Source organism: uncultured Roseobacter sp., from assembly GCF_947495025.1.
Lineage (GTDB): Bacteria > Pseudomonadota > Alphaproteobacteria > Rhodobacterales > Rhodobacteraceae > Roseobacter.
On the sequence record NZ_CANLXG010000001.1, the window covers coordinates 620,340 to 636,181 of the forward strand.

18 protein-coding genes are annotated in these 15,842 nt (G+C 60.5%); 7 read left to right on the forward strand and 11 right to left on the reverse strand.

The window, feature by feature from the left end; genetic code table 11:
- Window positions 1-89 precede the first annotated feature (89 nt).
- From Q0792_RS03040 to Q0792_RS03050, 3 genes are all read right to left on the reverse strand, one after another.
- On the reverse strand, window positions 90-575 hold the full coding sequence (locus Q0792_RS03040; protein ID WP_298836264.1) for a (2Fe-2S)-binding protein: 486 nt from the start codon (window positions 573-575) through the stop codon (window positions 90-92).
- A gap of 121 nt (window positions 576-696) precedes the next feature.
- Window positions 697-1,701: a molybdopterin-binding protein gene (locus Q0792_RS03045; RefSeq protein WP_298836265.1), complete on the reverse strand. Its 1,005-nt coding sequence runs from the start codon at window positions 1,699-1,701 to the stop codon at window positions 697-699.
- Window positions 1,698-2,666 (reverse strand): XdhC family protein, encoded by a 969-nt coding sequence (locus Q0792_RS03050; RefSeq protein WP_298836266.1) that lies wholly within the window; start codon window positions 2,664-2,666, stop codon window positions 1,698-1,700. The genes Q0792_RS03045 and Q0792_RS03050 overlap by 4 nt, the downstream gene beginning before the upstream one ends.
- Before the next feature lie 159 nt (window positions 2,667-2,825).
- On the opposite strand from Q0792_RS03050, the gene Q0792_RS03055 reads away from it, so the two are divergent.
- Together Q0792_RS03055 and grxD are read left to right on the forward strand one after the other, a co-directional pair.
- On the forward strand, window positions 2,826-3,062 hold the full coding sequence (locus Q0792_RS03055; protein ID WP_298836268.1) for a BolA/IbaG family iron-sulfur metabolism protein: 237 nt from the start codon (window positions 2,826-2,828) through the stop codon (window positions 3,060-3,062).
- A 55-nt stretch (window positions 3,063-3,117) separates the two neighbouring features.
- Entirely contained in the window at window positions 3,118-3,480 is a 363-nt protein-coding gene (gene grxD / locus Q0792_RS03060) for a Grx4 family monothiol glutaredoxin (RefSeq protein WP_298836270.1), read from the forward strand.
- Between the two features lie 11 nt (window positions 3,481-3,491).
- Here grxD and Q0792_RS03065 read toward each other — a convergent pair whose 3' ends face one another.
- The 3 genes from Q0792_RS03065 to Q0792_RS03075 are packed head-to-tail and all read right to left on the reverse strand — an operon-like array spanning window position 3,492 to window position 4,677.
- A complete protein-coding gene (locus tag Q0792_RS03065) occupies window positions 3,492-3,803 on the reverse strand; it encodes an MliC family protein (RefSeq protein ID WP_298836272.1) in 312 nt (103 codons plus the stop codon).
- Window positions 3,803-4,195 (reverse strand): cell division protein ZapA, encoded by a 393-nt coding sequence (locus Q0792_RS03070; RefSeq protein ID WP_298836274.1) that lies wholly within the window; start codon window positions 4,193-4,195, stop codon window positions 3,803-3,805. The genes Q0792_RS03065 and Q0792_RS03070 overlap by 1 nt, the downstream gene beginning before the upstream one ends.
- The gene (locus Q0792_RS03075) at window positions 4,195-4,677 is read right to left on the reverse strand and encodes a hypothetical protein (protein ID WP_298836276.1); all 483 of its coding nucleotides are present in this window, start codon (window positions 4,675-4,677) and stop codon (window positions 4,195-4,197) included. The genes Q0792_RS03070 and Q0792_RS03075 overlap by 1 nt, the downstream gene beginning before the upstream one ends.
- 273 nt (window positions 4,678-4,950) lie before the next feature.
- Here Q0792_RS03075 and tkt point away from each other — a divergent pair, with 273 nt between their 5' ends.
- Window positions 4,951-6,996: a transketolase gene (gene tkt / locus Q0792_RS03080; protein WP_298836278.1), complete on the forward strand. Its 2,046-nt coding sequence runs from the start codon at window positions 4,951-4,953 to the stop codon at window positions 6,994-6,996.
- Between the two features lie 48 nt (window positions 6,997-7,044).
- On the opposite strand, the gene Q0792_RS03085 is transcribed toward tkt, so the two are convergent.
- Window positions 7,045-8,016 (reverse strand): DUF808 domain-containing protein, encoded by a 972-nt coding sequence (locus Q0792_RS03085; RefSeq protein WP_298836280.1) that lies wholly within the window; start codon window positions 8,014-8,016, stop codon window positions 7,045-7,047.
- Window positions 8,017-8,261: 245 nt separating this feature from the next.
- On the opposite strand from Q0792_RS03085, the gene gap (Q0792_RS03090) reads away from it, so the two are divergent.
- The 3 genes from gap (Q0792_RS03090) to gap (Q0792_RS03100) all read left to right on the forward strand — a co-directional run bounded on the left by gap (Q0792_RS03090) (window position 8,262) and on the right by gap (Q0792_RS03100) (window position 10,541).
- Entirely contained in the window at window positions 8,262-9,263 is a 1,002-nt protein-coding gene (gene gap / locus Q0792_RS03090; RefSeq protein ID WP_298836282.1) for a type I glyceraldehyde-3-phosphate dehydrogenase, read from the forward strand.
- 88 nt (window positions 9,264-9,351) lie between these two features.
- The gene (locus tag Q0792_RS03095) at window positions 9,352-9,495 is read left to right on the forward strand and encodes a hypothetical protein (protein ID WP_298836284.1); all 144 of its coding nucleotides are present in this window, start codon (window positions 9,352-9,354) and stop codon (window positions 9,493-9,495) included.
- A 41-nt stretch (window positions 9,496-9,536) separates the two neighbouring features.
- Window positions 9,537-10,541 (forward strand): type I glyceraldehyde-3-phosphate dehydrogenase, encoded by a 1,005-nt coding sequence (gap, locus tag Q0792_RS03100; protein ID WP_298836286.1) that lies wholly within the window; start codon window positions 9,537-9,539, stop codon window positions 10,539-10,541.
- 3 nt (window positions 10,542-10,544) lie between these two features.
- Here the strand turns inward: gap (Q0792_RS03100) and coaD are convergent, their stop codons facing one another.
- The 3 genes from coaD to Q0792_RS03115 all read right to left on the reverse strand — a co-directional run bounded on the left by coaD (window position 10,545) and on the right by Q0792_RS03115 (window position 12,537).
- Window positions 10,545-11,042, reverse strand: coding sequence for a pantetheine-phosphate adenylyltransferase (coaD, locus tag Q0792_RS03105; protein WP_298836288.1), 498 nt, complete (start codon window positions 11,040-11,042; stop codon window positions 10,545-10,547).
- Between the two features lie 102 nt (window positions 11,043-11,144).
- Entirely contained in the window at window positions 11,145-11,579 is a 435-nt protein-coding gene (locus Q0792_RS03110) for a CBS domain-containing protein (protein ID WP_298836289.1), read from the reverse strand.
- A gap of 61 nt (window positions 11,580-11,640) precedes the next feature.
- Window positions 11,641-12,537: a LysR family transcriptional regulator gene (locus Q0792_RS03115; protein ID WP_298836291.1), complete on the reverse strand. Its 897-nt coding sequence runs from the start codon at window positions 12,535-12,537 to the stop codon at window positions 11,641-11,643.
- A 127-nt stretch (window positions 12,538-12,664) separates the two neighbouring features.
- Here Q0792_RS03115 and Q0792_RS03120 point away from each other — a divergent pair, with 127 nt between their 5' ends.
- Window positions 12,665-14,164 carry a CoA-acylating methylmalonate-semialdehyde dehydrogenase gene (locus tag Q0792_RS03120; RefSeq protein WP_298836293.1) on the forward strand — a complete coding sequence of 500 codons (1,500 nt, stop codon included), beginning with the start codon at window positions 12,665-12,667 and terminating at the stop codon, window positions 14,162-14,164.
- 759 nt (window positions 14,165-14,923) lie between these two features.
- On the opposite strand, the gene Q0792_RS03125 is transcribed toward Q0792_RS03120, so the two are convergent.
- Window positions 14,924-15,676, reverse strand: a complete 753-nt coding sequence (locus tag Q0792_RS03125; RefSeq protein WP_298836295.1) for a VPLPA-CTERM sorting domain-containing protein — start codon at window positions 15,674-15,676, stop codon at window positions 14,924-14,926.
- Between the last annotated feature and the right edge of the window lie 166 nt (window positions 15,677-15,842).

The window sequence follows — 15,842 nt, forward strand, 5'->3', positions numbered from 1 at the left end:
ATCATTCCTCCCTGGAGATGCGGCGGAAAACTCCGCCCCGGGGGTGTTCCGTACCGTGGCGCGGCCACGGGCGGTCCCCTGTTACGCTTTTATTCAGCGGCGATTGAACTCACGTCCTGACCCGAAGCAGCCATGATCGCCTTGACGATATTGTGGTACCCGGTACAGCGGCAGATATTGCCTTCGAGGTATTCACGCACCTCTGCCTCGGACGGGGTCGGATTCTCTTTCAGCAGAGCAGCGGCCGACATCACCATGCCGGGCGTGCAGAACCCGCACTGCAGGCCGTGGTGGTCCTGAAACGCCTGCTGGATCACGTTGAGCGATCCGTCAGCATTCGCCTGACCCTCGATCGTTGCCACTTCGGCACCGTCTGCCTCTGCGGCCAGCATGGTGCAGGCCTTTACAGCCTCACCGTTGACGTGCACCACACAGGCGCCGCACTGGCTGGTATCACATCCTACGTGTGTCCCCGTGAGCTGCAGCGTGTCCCGCAGAAAAGACGACAGCAGCGTGCGCCCTTCCACTTCGCCGGACGCGGCTTTCCCGTTCACGGTCATTGAGACCTGTGCCATGGTTTCCTCCCTGAAAACTTTTGTTGGTTTCTGACAGGAGTTAAGCACGGCAGGGTTGCGTTGAGAACAGGAAATTTCATTCCTTTCAGCGCGCTGCACAAAGTGGCAGTATACCGCAGGTTCAGCGGGTCTGTTTTCCGGCGCGCGGCTGGGGCCGCGACGGGATCTCCTTGAGCAGTCCGCCGACCCCCATGCCGGCAATATCATCGGCGGTAACGTCGATCCCGCAGATGAGCCGCGAAAGCACCCAGTCCGCGCCGTTCAGAGCAGGCGCCCGGGCGCATCCGGGCAGCCCGATCACCGGCGCACCACCAATCGCGCCGATGAAAAGCAGATTGCCCGGATCCACAGGCATGCCAAAGCGCGCGACCTCGCCACCTGCAGCACGCAGGGCTTCGGGGGCTGTATCCATCGGATCAGAAGTCGCCGAAGCGGTCAGTATCATGATCAGATCGGCCCGGGCCGCACGCAGCGCCTGCGCCAGCCTGTCCGTATCATGCGGCACGACAACCGGGTCCCGCATCCGCAGCCCGAACGCCGCGACGCGGCCTGCGATAGCGTCCACACCTTTCAGTCCCGCACCGCCATCCGTTTCCGTTACGATCAGCAGAGCATTCTGCACAACCGGTGCTGCAAGCCGGATTGCGCCCGTCGCCAGATCACAGGCCGCATCCAGCGCGGTGCGCGGTACTGCATAGGAGATGATCTTGATGGTTGCCACCATACCGCCGTCCTGTATCTGCTGGTGCTGTGGCACTGTGGCGACCGTTATCATCGGGTGCACGCGGTTTGCAGCCTCGATGTCACCGGTCCGGAGAACAGCAACTCCGGGTCCCTGCGCCAGCAGATTGACCCGCCCGGTAAATGGTTCGGTCAGCCTCAGACAGGCCGCCCCTGCATCCGGTACCAGCGCACGGGCCAGTTGCCCTGCGGCCTCGTTCTCTGTCACATCGCCGGATTCCGGGCGTGCCACCACCACAGATGTAATGCCGGCAGCGTTCAGCCGCGTGATATCCGCCGCCTCCAGCACCCGGCCCTTTCGCAAACGCGCCCGACCGCCCAGACCGACGGAATGCGCAAGGATAGCACCCAGCGCTTCATCTGTCGGGACGGGACCGAAAATCACGACCCGCGTCTCAGTACTTGCGTCATCTGCGCCATGATCGACACCGCGATTTCCGGCGGGCCGGATGCACCGATGTCAAGCCCGACCGGCCCGTGGATCCGCGCGATCTGGTCAGCGGAGAATCCCGCATCCTGCAGCCGCGCCACGCGGGATGCATGGGTGCGTTTTGACCCCAGCGCGCCGATATAAAAGCACTCGCCTTCCAGAGCCAGGTGCAGTGCCGGGTCATCCAGTTTGGGATCATGGGTCAGCAACACGACTGCTGTGCGGGCATGCAGCCCGATCTGTTCCAGCGCTTCGTCGGGCCATTCCGCGACCAGACGTGTGTCCGGGAACCGGGCCGCGGACCCGAAGGCTCCACGCGGGTCCACCACCACCGGGTCATACCCGGCAAGCCGTGCCATCGGCACAAGCGCCTGTGCGATATGCACCGCGCCCACAACGATCAGCCGCAGAGGCGGGTTGTGGATGGCCACAAACGGGCCACCGTCGGGCTCAAACCCCGACCGGTCCATTGCGAACCGCTGCGGATACCCATCGTGCACCAGCCTGCGCTGGCCGGTGCCGGGTGCGACCTCATAAGCGACCGGGCGCTGTTCCGCACGCGCAGCAACAAGGTCACGCAGCAGGTCCGGCGGCAGGACAGCCCCCACAGGTTCCACCAGTATGCGGATCGTACCGCCACAGGCCAGGCCCACCGCAAAGGCATCCCCGTCGCTGACACCATATTCCAGCAGACGCTCTTCGCCTTTTTCCAGCGCCTCAATGGCTTCGAGCACCACAGCGCCCTCCACACAGCCACCGGAAACCGACCCCTCCATGTGACCCTGGCCGTCGATGACAAGCTGCGCGCCTGTGCGCCTTGGCGCCGACCCCCAGGTTTCAACAACCGTTGCCAGTACGGCGCCGCGACCGGCCTCGTGCCAGGCCAGCGCCAGCTCGGGTGCGTTGTCTGAAATGTCCATTCTGAACCTCCCGCACAAACTATGGATCAGCCCCTGGCAGATGTCTGCCTGAAAACCGGTGCGATCACCATCCCCGGACTGACTTTTGCACCACGCGGACACTTGTCCCCGGGGCTGCGTCCGACTACATCTGGAGCAAAGCCGGACGGGAGCAACATCATGCCGATGCAAGCCAGTGAAATTGAAGACCTGCTGCGCCAGACTTTTCCGGATGCGCAGATCCGCGTCGAGGGCGATGACGGTGTGCACATGTCCGCCATGGTCGTAGACGAAAGCTTTCGCGGGAAAAACCGGGTCCAGCAGCAACGCGCGGTCTACGCAGCGCTCAAAGGCCGAATGGATGGCTCAAACGGTGACCTCCATGCACTGGCCCTGACCACAAAGGCGCCGGACTGATCCGCGCGCCTCAAACATCTGCCCCAAGGGCACCGACATTCGAAGGAAAACTGACATGACCGACGCAAACACACAGATCCAGGAAACCATCACTGCCAACGACGTTGTGCTTTTCATGAAAGGCACCAAGGAAATGCCACAGTGCGGGTTTTCCAGCCGTGTCGCCGGGGTGCTGAATTATATGGGTGTTCAGTATTCGGACGTGAATGTGCTGGCTGATGAGGGCATTCGTCAGGGCATCAAGGATTTCTCTGACTGGCCGACAATCCCGCAACTGTATGTCAAAGGCGAATTTGTCGGCGGCTGCGATATCATCACTGAGATGACGCTGTCGGGCGAGCTCGACACGCTGCTGGAAGAAAACGGCGTGGGATTCGACAAAGACGCCGCCGATAAGATCCGCGAAGCCAACGGCTGAGGCGCCGGACGCTACTGTGCCACGCAGTCAGAGGCCAGGCGTGATACTTCTCGCCCGGCTCTGTCTTTGAGGATCAGAAATCCGTCCTGCCCTTTCGACCACCAGACGACCTGCAACGCCCCCAGATCTGCGCGGTACTGTGCGCCCGACGCCGTGACCGATTGTGCAAGGTCAAAGCTTGAAGCGCCCAGAATGACGCTGGCTGTTCCGGTGTCACTGTAGATGACAACAACAGGGTCCGGCCCGGCGCAGGTGTAGATGACGGGATGTTCTGCGGCCACCGGTGCAGCCAGCAAGACAAGCGATGCCGCAAGACCGCGCATCAGGCGCGTTTTTTCTCTTCCACCGCTTCGGCCATCGCCTCGGCCCGCGCCGCCAGTTCGGCCAGGGTATCGGTGACCGCGTCCGGCACAACCGGCACCTCAATGCGCTCGGGTTCGGCGGCTGCCTCGCGCAGAGCTGTGATCTCGGCTTCGCGTTCGTTCAGTTTTGCCTGAACCTCGGCCACGCGTTCCTCAACGCTCGCGGTCTTGTCGGCCAGCATCAGGCCCGCCATCAGAAGCATCCGTGCTTCGGGCATACGACCGACCTGATCGGCCAGAATCTGCGCCTCGTCATCGAGCATCTTTGCCGCCGTCTGCAGATAGTGTTCTTCACCGGCCTGACAGGCGACCTCGAAACTGCGCCCACCGATGTTGATCGTGACCTCTGGCATTACTGAACCCCTCCGGTACTGCCGGCAGACGCTGCGTCTTCCAGCATGGGTGTGAGCGCGGCAATGATCTCGCCGGCCTCGGCCATCTCGGCGCTGCGCATGGCCCGGACTGCTTCCAGTTCGGTCATCATCGACTTGTTTATAAGGTGCGGGTCACCCACCCCTTCGGCATTTGCGCTGCGCAGTGCATCGCAGGCTTCCACCAGCTGTGCATTGATGCTGCGGAGCTTCTGGAGCTGACTGTCAAGATCGGCCATCTTGGCTTCGATTTTTGCTTCTGCATCGTGCAGGATTTTCTCATGCTGCGCGCTCAGGGCGTCAATCCGCTCTTTCAGGTCAGCATTGACAGACTTCTCGTCGGCCAGCTCCTGGCGCAACGCGTCTGCCTCTGCCGGATCGGCGGCATTCAGCCCGTCCAGCCCCTGCGCCACCCTGTCCATCGCCGACATTATGCGCCGCTGCAGTTCGTCAATCTCACTCATGCCTGTCTGTACCCCTTCCGAAACCGCCCTGATCCCATGAAAAACGGGGCCGAATCGCCAAAACCATGGTTAACCGTACCTGCAACCGCCCTGCACAACAAATACGCCTTTGAACAGTATCAGCAACTTGCGCGTGCTTCTTCAAGTCACGCCACCTGCCCGCGCCCGCGGCCTACTTGATCTTTGCGGGCTGACTGTTATGCAGCGCTCTGACGCAGACACCGACAGCCGCCCGCAACCGGGCAGCCCAGCCGAAAAAGGAACACCGATCCCGTGGATCTCAAAGCTCTCGCCGCCGCGCATCCGGACCACTGGTCCAAAGCCACTGCAATCCGTGCCCTTGCTCTCGACGCTGTGGCCGCCGCGAACTCCGGTCACTCGGGCATGCCCATCGGTATGGCCGACGTGGCGACTGTTCTGTTTGAAAAGCACCTGAAGTTTGATGCTGCCAACCCCGAATGGCCCGATCGCGACCGGTTTATCCTGTCCGCAGGTCATGGGTCGATGCTGCTCTATTCCCTGCTGCACCTGACTGGCTACAAAGACATGACGCTTGAGCAGGTCAAAAACTTCCGCCAGTGGGGCGCGATTACCGCAGGTCACCCGGAATATGGCCATGCAGGCGGTATCGAAACGACGACCGGACCCCTTGGACAGGGCATCGCCAATTCGGTCGGTTTCGCCATGGCCGAGGAGATCCAGCGCGCCACTTACGGCAGGAAAGTGGTGGACCACCACACATACGTCATCGCCGGTGACGGATGTCTGATGGAAGGTGTCAGCCAGGAGGCCATCACGCTTGCCGGCCGCCACCAGCTGAGCAAGCTGATCGTGCTGTGGGACAACAACAACATCACCATCGACGGCCCCGTTACCCTGTCCGACCGCACAGACCAGGTTGGCCGTTTCAGGTCCGCGGGCTGGGAAGTCATTGAAATCGATGGTCACAACCCGGTTGAAATCGACGCGGCCCTGACAGCTGCCAAGAAAAGCGCGCAACCCACCATGATCGCGTGCAAAACGCATATTGCTCTGGGCCACGCCGCACAGGATACGTCCAAAGGCCACGGCGCCCTGACCAATGCAGACCAGAACGCCGAAGCGAAAGCGGCCTGGGGCTGGAAAACCGGCCCGTTTGAAGTGCCGGCGGATGTGAAATCTGCCTGGGAAGCAATCGGCGCACGTGGCGCGGAAGAACGCCGCGCCTGGGAAGAGCGCTTTGACACCCTGCCCCGCGGCAAACGTGAAACCTTCAACCGTGCCTACGCGCTTGATGCGCCGAAAAAGCTGAGTGCAACAATCAAGGCATTCAAAAAGCAGATGTCGGAAACCGCACCAAAACTGGCCACGCGGGCGAGCTCGGAAAAAGCGCTGGAAGTCATCAACCCGGTGATGCCGGAAACAGTTGGCGGATCGGCTGACCTGACCGGCTCGAATAACACCAAAACCGGCGATCTGGGCGTCTTTGACGTAGACAGCCGGGCCGGCCGCTATGTCTACTGGGGTATCCGCGAGCACGGCATGGCCGCCGCGATGAACGGTATGGCGCTGCATGGCGGCATACGCCCCTATGGCGGAACATTTATGTGTTTCACGGACTATGCACGCCCGGCGATGCGTCTGGCCGCACTCATGAAAATTCCGACAGTGTTTGTCATGACGCACGACAGCATCGGTCTTGGCGAAGATGGCCCGACCCACCAGCCTGTTGAACATCTGGCGATCAGTCGAGCCACGCCGAACACCTATGTTTTCCGCCCTGCTGACACTATCGAAACGGCAGAAAGCTGGGAACTGGCACTGACGCAGAAGCAGACGCCTTCGGTGCTGTCGCTGACACGTCAGGGTCTGCCGACCGTGCGCACAGAACACAAGAACAGGAACCTGACAGCACAGGGCGCCTATGTTCTGGCAGACGCCGAAGGCAAACGCCGGGCGATCCTGATGGCGACCGGTTCTGAGGTGGAGATCGCCATGGCGGCCCGGGATATCCTGCACGCCGAAGGCATCGGTACACGGGTTGTCTCTATGCCCTGCTGGGAACTGTTCGAGGAGCAGGACGAGGCATATCGCAAGCGCGTTCTGCCAGGCGGGCCTGTACGGGTCGGTATCGAGGCAGGTATGCGGTTCGGCTGGGACCGCTGGCTCTTTGGCGAGCGCGGCAAACGGGAAAAATCAGGCTTTATCGGGATGCATGATTTTGGCGCTTCCGCACCTGCCGGCACGCTCTACAAAGAGTTCGGGATCACGGCAGAGGCCGCAGCGCAGAAGGTCCGTGACCTGCTGGACGGCAAGTGGCAGCCTGATCCGCGCACCTGATCTTCGGGCACGGGGGCAATCGGTCCCCGCTCCCGCCAGCCCTGCATTTCAGTGACCGGCGCTCTCTGCGCCGGTCATTTTCTGTATCAGCGGACCGATGACACGGGTCACCACCGGGATCAGCAGCATGCCCAGTACGAGGCCAAAGATCCCATCCAGCAATGCAGTAATTCCCCATTCCACAAAACCGGCGCCCTCGCTCATGCCGCTGGCGACCGCGACGGCAATGTGGTGGATTTCGTCATAAAGCCACGGTGCCCCCATCACATCCAGCCCGTGAATTATTATCGACCCGCCGACCCAGAGCATCGCCGCCGTTCCGACGATGGTCAGGACCTTGAGCAACACCGGCATTCCCCGCACCAGTCCGCGCCCGAGCGACCGGCCCAGACCGGTCATCCCGTTGGCGGCCATCCACACGCCGATGTCGTCCATTTTGACGATCAGCGCGACAGTGCCATAGACAAACACGGTCACTGCAATACCGGCAAAAGCAAGCGTTGCAGCCTCGAACCAGAAGCTGTCCGCCTCAATATTGGCGAGGATAATGGTCATGATTTCCGCGGACAGGATGAAGTCGGTTTTGATCGCCCCTTTGACCCGCGTTTCCTCAAGGTGCAGAGGATCACCCACGGACATGTCTTTCTCCACATGCGGGTCCCCGTGCGGGTAAAGCCAGTGAAAGATTTTTTCCGCACCTTCGAAACAGAGATATGCGCCGCCAAGCATCAGCAGCGGCGTGATGATCCAGGGGGCAAAAGCGTTCAGCATCAGAAGCGCAGGCAACAGAATGACCATCTTGTTGAACAGTGACCCGCGGGTTATTTTCCAGATGATCGGAAGTTCGCGTTTCGGCTCAAAGCCCGTCACATATTTCGGCGTCACGGCGGCGTCATCAATCACCACGCCGGCGACCTTGGAGCCGGCTTTGGCCGCCTGCCCGACAACATCGTCCACCGATGCCGCCGCAACCTTTGCAATCGCCGCTACATCGTCCAGAAGCGCTAGAAGACCACTCATGTTACCTGTTCCTTCACCTGTCACCGCCCCGAAAGGTCGCGTTTCATTTATGCGCACAGGTAAACAAACGCTGCAAATACCGTTTTTGTTCACATGAACCCGAAACCTGCGCCGCAGGTTTACCGCTAACATTCATTTTAACGCTAACATACCGAAATCAGAGTGTTTTTATCATTCCCCGACAGCACCCCTCTGGCTATACGCACAGCAGGGAATACGAAGGTACACAAAGCGGAGAGTGGAACATGACCATCAGAGTGGGCATCAACGGGTTCGGACGCATTGGTCGCTGCACCCTTTCGCACATCGTCAGTTCAGGTCGCAATGACATCAGCGTGGTCGCTGTGAACGCCACCGGGCCCCTGGAAACCGCGGCGCACCTTCTGAAATACGATTCTGTACATGGCCGCTATCCCGGTGAAATCGTCACCGGCGCCAACACGATGGATCTGGGACGTGGCCCGATCCGCATGATGTCCAGCTACGATCTGAACGAGCTGGACTGGGAAGGCGTCGATGTGGTTCTGGAATGCACGGGCCAGTTTAACGATGGCGACCGGGCCCGCACCCATATCGACCGTGGCGCGGGGCGTGTTCTGATCTCGGCGCCGGCCAGAAACGTGGACCGCACGGTCGTTTTCGGTGTGAACCACAGGGATATGATCGCCTCAGATGCGGTTGTGTCCAATGGCTCCTGCACCACCAACTGCCTTGCGCCGCTGGCCAAGGTGATGGACGAGGCAATCGGTATCGAGCGCGGCATCATGACAACGATCCACTCCTACACAGGTGATCAGCCGACGCTGGACCGCCGGCACAGCGATCTTTACCGCGCACGTGCTGCCGCCATGGCGATCATCCCCACGTCCACAGGCGCTGCCAAAGCCCTGGGCGAGGTGCTGCCGAACCTGGCCGGCAAGCTTGACGGCACGGCCATGCGCGTACCGACGCCCAATGTGTCCGCTGTCGATCTGACTTTTGAGGCCCCGCGCGATGTTACTGTCGAAGAGGTGAACGCCGCGCTGGAAACGGCGGCCAACGGCCACATGTCGCGGGTGCTGGCCTATGACCCCGAGCCAAAGGTATCGGTCGATTTCAACCACACAGAGCACAGCTGCATCGTAGCACCCGAACAGACCAAGGTGGTCGGCGGACGCACAGTGCGCGTGCTGGCCTGGTACGACAATGAATGGGCGTTTTCGGCGCGTATGGCGGATGTCGCGGCCACCATGGGCCGTCTCGGCTGACCCTTGCCCGTCCGGGCAACGGGTGTCATACGGGCGATATGGGAACAGCAGCATGGTCTGCTGCTTCCGGCCTGTTGAGAGATCCGTGATGACCAACCGTATCGCTATCGTTCTGGGCGCGGCTATCGTCGCGCTTTGTGCGCTCGATCTGATGCTGAACGACGGTGATGCGCTGCTCTTCCTCGGACGCAGGCTGCTTGAGCTGATTGAATGGATGGCCTTCTGGCGGTGACAGCACGTTCCGGGTGACCGGGAGGCAGCGAAGGAGGCCCTATGGCCATCAGGATCGGGATCAACGGGTTCGGGCGCATTGGCCGCACGCTGCTGCGTGTGCTTGCAGAAACCGGTACAGACGACATCACCGTCGTCGCCATCAACGACCCGGCCCCCGCAGAGGCGCTGGCCCACCTGCTCGAATTTGATTCCGTACACGGGCGCTTTCCGCATCCCGTCACCCTGGAGGGCGATACCATCCGGTTCGGTAAAGGGCCCGTGCGGATCAGCGGCCATCAGGACCCTGCCAACCTGCCATGGGGCGATATCGACATTGCCCTTGAATGCAGCGGCCACTTTACACGCATCGCGGATGCGGAACGTCACTTTCAGAACGGCTCGGGCCGGGTGCTGCTGTCGGCACCGGCCAGGGGAGACGGCCCGACGGTTGTGTACGGCGTCAATCATGACCGGATCAGCAGCGATGACAGGCTGATCTCGAACGGCTCCTGCACCACCAACTGCCTCGCGCCGGTCGCAAAGGTCCTGCATGACGCTTTCGGCATTACCCGTGGGATGATGACTACGGTGCATTGCTACACGACCTCGCAGCCCGTGCATGATGCCCCGCACGCCGATCTTTACCGCGGACGGGCGGCGGCCCTTTCGATGATCCCGACATCAACGGGTGCCGCTGAAACCATGGGCCTCGTGATCCCCGAACTCGACGGTCTGATCACAGGTCAGGCAATCCGGGTGCCAGCCCCGAACGTGTCGTGCATCGACCTGTCGGTGGATGTGTCCCGTGCCGTCACAGTGGAGGAGGTCAACGACGCTGTTCGAACGGCCGCAAATGGTCCGATGCGTGGCATTATCGGCATTACCGACCGTAAACTGGTGTCACAGGATTTCGCGCGGGATCCGCACAGCGCGATTTTTGCAACCGATCAGACCCGCGTGCAGAGCGGCACGCTGGTGCGCGTTCTCGCCTGGTATGACAACGAGTGGGGTTTTTCCTGCCGTCTGCGGGACATGATCCGGGTCGTGGCTGCCACAAACAGGTAGGCGTCAGTCCTGGCCGAGCTTGGCCAGCAGCTGTTCCCGCACCGGCGGGGTGACAAATTTGCTGACATCACCACCCAGCCGGGCGATTTCCTTGACCAGCTTGCTGGCGATCGCCTGATGCTCGGCCTCGGCCATCAGAAAGACGGTTTCGACCCCGTCATCAAGCTGCCGGTTCATGCCGACCATCTGGTATTCATATTCAAAATCAGCAACCGCACGCAGGCCCCTGACAATCATCTGAGCGCCCACGTCGCGCGCACAGTCGATCAGCAGGTTCTCAAAAGGGTGGACCACGATCTGCATCCCGGTCTGCTCGGACAGCAGCGCGCATTCTGCCTCGACCATCGCCACGCGTTCCTCAAGACTGAAAAGCGGGCCCTTGTCGCGGTTAATCGCAACACCGATCACCAGCCTGTCGAGCAGTACAGAAGCCCGTCTGATGATATCGAGATGGCCCAGCGTGATCGGGTCAAATGTGCCGGGGTAAAGGCCTACGCGCATCAGGCTCTCCAGTCTTCGGATCGTTGCGGTAAACCAGCATTAATGGTGCCGAAAGGCAAGCGCTGAGCCTGTCATTTCTCTGTACCGGGTTCTGGCAGGGCCTCAGTGACCCATGATCATCCCTTCGAGCGCGTCTTTCTCCATGGCAAGTTCCATCAGCCGCGCCTTGACCACATCGCCCAGCGAGATCAGCCCGCGCAGTTCACCGTTTTCCACAACCGGCATGTGCCGGAACCGGCCGTCTGTCATTTTCTTGAGGATCGCGTCAGCCTGGTCGTCGCTGTGACATGTGACCAGCTTGGACGTCATCAGCGTATCAACAGCATGCACAAGGCAGCCCGCCCCGCGCGCACCGATCTCCCGCACGATATCGCGTTCTGAAAGAATACCGTCTGCCGCCTTGCCATCCCGGGAGACAATCACCGTACCAATGCGTTTTTCCGACAGGATTTTTGCCGCTTCAGATACCAGCATACTGGGGGGCACGGTCACAACATCCTGTAACGACTTCGTTTTAAGGATCTGAGAGACAAGCATAACGCACCTCGCTGTAACGTATCTGTGAATACTCTCAGCGTCACCTCAAAGGCGCATTCTGTCAAGCACGGGCTTCCAGCCGCGCCACTTCAGCGCGTAATCCGCTGCTCAGTGCCTCTGCGAACCGGCTCAACCGTGCGTTGTGACGGTCATCGGCGTGGCGGATCAGATAGAAAGCGCGTCGGAGACTGAATTGGTCGGCCAGCACCCGCTGCAGTCCGGGCGTCGCGGGCAGGGAAAAATCATGCGCGATGCCGATTCCCCCGCCCTGTCGCAGCCAGTTGACCTGCACCGAGACCGAATTTGACGCCAGCGGCACGCGCGTCAGTCCGATGCTGTCCAGATAGTCGAGTTCCCGGTCAAAGATCATATCCTGAATATATCCGACAAGACGATGGCCCCGCAGATCTTCCGGCGTTCTGATCGGGGGATGCTGCGCGAGATAATCCGCACTGGCGGCGAGGTGCAGACGATAATCGGTCACTTTCTTGACAACCAGACGGCCGGCCTCCGGCGCGCTGACGGCAATTGCCATATCCGCTTCACGACGCGAGAGATTGAACACCCGCGGCAGGGCAACGATCTGGATATCGAGATCGGGGTTCTGGTCGGAAATCGCGGTGCAGACCTGCGGCAGCAGATAATTGGCACAGCCATCAGGTGCGCCGATACGGATCTGCCCGCGCAGCCGTTCTCCCTCGACCGGCAGACCAGCCTCTGCCACGCGCATGGCCTGCTCTGCGGCCTCGGCACGAACCAGCAAAGCACTGCCTGCCTCGGTCAGAGCATAGCCCATCTGGGATTTTGCAAAGAGCGTTGCCTGCAGCGCCCGTTCCAGCCGCTGCATCCGTCGCCCGACCGTCGCAGGATCAAGCCGCAAGACCTTGCCAGCCCCCGAAAGACTGTGCTCACGGGCCACTGCCAGAAACAGGCGCAGGTCATCCCAGTTGGTCTGCATTTCTCTACCTTTGCAAAAATGCAAAATGATCCTGACAGCTTTCCTCTTTATAGCAGTTTTTTGCAAGACTATGGTCCGACCTGAACCGCCTGCGCTGCAAGCAGGCCAGACATTCCGGGAGAGAGACATGCAGGAACTGACGCACTATCTGAATGGCGAACATGTAAAGGGCACATCAGGGCGCTTTGCTGATGTAATGAACCCGGCGACCGGCGAGGTTCAGGCAAAGGTGCCGCTCGCCTCGAACGCCGAAGTTGCCCAGGCGGTTGAGTACGCCGCCGCGGCACAGCCGGAATGGGCAGCAGTCAACCCGCAGCGCCGTGCGCGGGTGCTGATGAAATTCGTGGACCTGCTGAACCGGGACATGGACAAGCTGGCCGAAGCGCTGAGCCGTGAGCACGGCAAAACCCTGCCCGACGCGGCGGGCGACGTGCAGCGCGGGCTGGAAGTGGTGGAGTACTGCATCGGCGCGCCGCACCTGCTCAAGGGTGAATATACCGACAGCGCGGGCCCGGGTATCGACATGTACTCGATGCGCCAGGCACTGGGTGTCACCGCAGGCATTACGCCGTTCAATTTCCCCGCCATGATTCCGATGTGGATGTTTGCGCCAGCCATCGCCTGTGGCAACGCCTTCATCCTCAAGCCGTCTGAGCGTGACCCGTCGGTCCCGCTGATGCTGGCCGAACTGATGGAAGAAGCCGGTCTGCCCAAAGGCATCCTGCAGGTTGTGAACGGCGACAAGGAAGCCGTGGACGCCATCCTGCATCACGACGTGATCCAGTCGATCGGTTTTGTCGGCTCCACTCCGATTGCGGAATACATCTATGGCACCGGCTGTGCGAACGGTAAACGCGTGCAGTGTTTCGGTGGCGCCAAAAACCATATGATCATCATGCCGGACGCCGATATGGATCAGGCGGCGGACGCGCTGGTGGGCGCGGGTTATGGTGCTGCGGGCGAACGCTGTATGGCGATCTCTGTTGCGGTGCCTGTCGGCGACGATACCGCGGACCGGCTGATCGAAAAACTGGTCCCGCGGATCGAGAAGCTGAAAGTCGGCCCCTACACCGCCGGCAATGACGTCGACTACGGACCCGTCGTCACAGCAGCAGCCAAGGCCAACATTGAACGTCTGGTCGAGACCGGGATTGATCAGGGCGCGAAGCTGGTTGTGGATGGTCGGAATTTCAGCCTTCAGGGCTATGAGGACGGGTTCTTTGTGGGGCCGCATCTCTTTGACCATGCCACCAAAGACATGGACATCTACAAACAGGAAATCTTTGGACCCGTTCTGACGACCGTCCGGGCACAATCCTATGAAGAAGCGCTCAGCCTTGCGATGGACCATGAATATGGAAACGGAACCGCGATATTCACCCGTGACGGAGATGCGGCACGTGACTTTGCAAACCGCGTGAACGTTGGCATGGTTGGCGTCAATGTCCCGATCCCTGTGCCGCTCGCCTACCACACGTTCGGCGGCTGGAAGAAATCGGTGTTCGGCGACCTGAACCAGCACGGTCCGGACGCCTTCAAATTCTACACGCGCACCAAAACCGTCACGGCCCGCTGGCCGTCGGGCATCAAAGAAGGCGGCGAATTCTCCATCCCGGTGATGGAGTAAGTCTCACAGGCTGCGCGTGACTGCAGCGCGCTGACAGACACAGACAGAACGCGGCTCCGACGGGGCCGCGTTTTTCTGTTTTCCGATGCCGTCTTTCACCAGGTGCATATGCGTGGCAGCCCGGCACCGGCGCGCCATGGCCATCACTCCGAGGGGCAGAAGCACAATGCACAGATCTGTCGTCGTACCACAGCGCGACACACAGGCAGACACCTTTTACTTTCCCGGGTTCGCCTTCAACAAAGAACCCTTCCGCTGCACCATGTCACTGGGTGCCTGATCCCAGCGATCACAAGCACTTCGGGCATGGCTAGAGTTCCGGCATTCCCGGCGCTCAGAAGAAACGGCTCGGTGTCCGGATCGCCCGTTGGTGGCTGCGCGCATGGCGAAAATCATGCCGCATCCCTCGTCTGTCACTGCAGGTCAGGTCCTGCGCTCCGGACGCCGGTTGACCCCGGGCCTGGACTTTGCGGGGCGTGACAAAGCGCATGGTACCAACACCCGGCGCGCGCCGGTATGGTTTGCTTCCAGTCAGGTCACCGGTTCTTCAGCCGGTCCCACTCCTGCCAGTATTTGAATCGCTGATGCATTTCAGATTGCCGCACGGACTGCGACCGGGAACACCCATCAGATACCGCCCCGGGCAACCCGCAAGGATTTTTTCAATGCTTCAGAGTCCGGTTGCATGCCCGTCCGGTTCAGAACGAAAAAAAGCGGCTCCCGAAGGAGCCGCTTGCTTTGTCAGAATGTCGGTCGTGCTCAGGAAGCGTTTTTGCGCCGGCGCTTCATCGCGGCCAGTCCGCCAACACCGGCAATCAGCAGCCAGCCAGCTGCAGGCAGCGGCACGGCTTCGATATGCGCCGAGATCACCAGAGTGCTCGAACGGTTTTCCTGTGTGCTCCAGACGTCGCCGTCAACACCGCCGTCGCCCAGCACCGAGAATGAGAAGCCGGACAGCACATAGCCGCGCGTCAGGTTCAGCGGCGTTCCGAGACGGAAGTCCTCGAAACCTGCGAGTGTCGCAGTATCATCGTTGGATGCGCTGTCGTTGCCGGTTGTACCGATCACGAGAGTGAACAGGTCAAAACTGGTGAGCGATGCCGGGCTTGTCATCCCGAACTCGAACTCGGCGTTCAGCTCAAAAAGATCATCAAAATTTGACCATTCGGCGTTGTACCAGTCGATATACGCAACATCGACCTTTACCTTGTCGCCTTCCAGATCCGCAGAAAAGTCCGTGTCGCGGAATGTCATAACGCTGCGGTCCGACGATGCAGGCCGTGTGCGGGTCAGCGTTGTGGGCGCATCCGGCTCTTCCAGATTGCCCCAGGACACGGATTTGCAGCCCGCAGTGGTACAGTCAGACGCCGTCGGCCTGCTGGCGGAATCACCGTCGAAAAAATTAAACCCGAGGAAAAGGCCGGCTGTGGAGCCTTCGAATGTGGCGGCAGTAGCGGAACCTGCCATCAGTGTAAGTGCAGTCGCCCCAACTGCCAGATGCCTGAAGATCATTGGTATGTCCTTCTCGTTAAAATCACGTATGGACCTGATTAGGGGTCATTACATACTGGTTACCCGGCGATACGTAACATGAGCATAATTTTGCCGCAATTTCTTTCATATCGGGACACTCCCCTCGCCAAAATCATTATATATATTTTTCATATACTTAGCAGAT

Excerpts from the sequence above, each read along its gene's own strand:
- Q0792_RS03040 (WP_298836264.1), bottom strand. The coding sequence starts at position 575 with ATGGCACAGGTCTCAATGACCGTGAACGGGAAAGCCGCGTCCGGCGAA.
- Q0792_RS03050 (WP_298836266.1), bottom strand. The coding sequence starts at position 2,666 with ATGGACATTTCAGACAACGCACCCGAGCTGGCGCTGGCCTGGCACGAG.
- Q0792_RS03095 (WP_298836284.1), top strand. The coding sequence starts at position 9,352 with ATGACCAACCGTATCGCTATCGTTCTGGGCGCGGCTATCGTCGCGCTT.
- grxD (WP_298836270.1), top strand. The coding sequence starts at position 3,118 with ATGACCGACGCAAACACACAGATCCAGGAAACCATCACTGCCAACGAC.
- gap (WP_298836286.1), top strand. The coding sequence starts at position 9,537 with ATGGCCATCAGGATCGGGATCAACGGGTTCGGGCGCATTGGCCGCACG.
- Q0792_RS03115 (WP_298836291.1), bottom strand. The coding sequence starts at position 12,537 with ATGCAGACCAACTGGGATGACCTGCGCCTGTTTCTGGCAGTGGCCCGT.
- gap (WP_298836282.1), top strand. The coding sequence starts at position 8,262 with ATGACCATCAGAGTGGGCATCAACGGGTTCGGACGCATTGGTCGCTGC.
- Q0792_RS03075 (WP_298836276.1), bottom strand. The coding sequence starts at position 4,677 with ATGAGTGAGATTGACGAACTGCAGCGGCGCATAATGTCGGCGATGGAC.
- Q0792_RS03120 (WP_298836293.1), top strand. The coding sequence starts at position 12,665 with ATGCAGGAACTGACGCACTATCTGAATGGCGAACATGTAAAGGGCACA.
- Q0792_RS03085 (WP_298836280.1), bottom strand. The coding sequence starts at position 8,016 with ATGAGTGGTCTTCTAGCGCTTCTGGACGATGTAGCGGCGATTGCAAAG.
- Q0792_RS03110 (WP_298836289.1), bottom strand. The coding sequence starts at position 11,579 with ATGCTTGTCTCTCAGATCCTTAAAACGAAGTCGTTACAGGATGTTGTG.
- coaD (WP_298836288.1), bottom strand. The coding sequence starts at position 11,042 with ATGCGCGTAGGCCTTTACCCCGGCACATTTGACCCGATCACGCTGGGC.
- Q0792_RS03055 (WP_298836268.1), top strand. The coding sequence starts at position 2,826 with ATGCCGATGCAAGCCAGTGAAATTGAAGACCTGCTGCGCCAGACTTTT.
- Q0792_RS03070 (WP_298836274.1), bottom strand. The coding sequence starts at position 4,195 with ATGCCAGAGGTCACGATCAACATCGGTGGGCGCAGTTTCGAGGTCGCC.
- Q0792_RS03125 (WP_298836295.1), bottom strand. The coding sequence starts at position 15,676 with ATGATCTTCAGGCATCTGGCAGTTGGGGCGACTGCACTTACACTGATG.
- Q0792_RS03065 (WP_298836272.1), bottom strand. The coding sequence starts at position 3,803 with ATGCGCGGTCTTGCGGCATCGCTTGTCTTGCTGGCTGCACCGGTGGCC.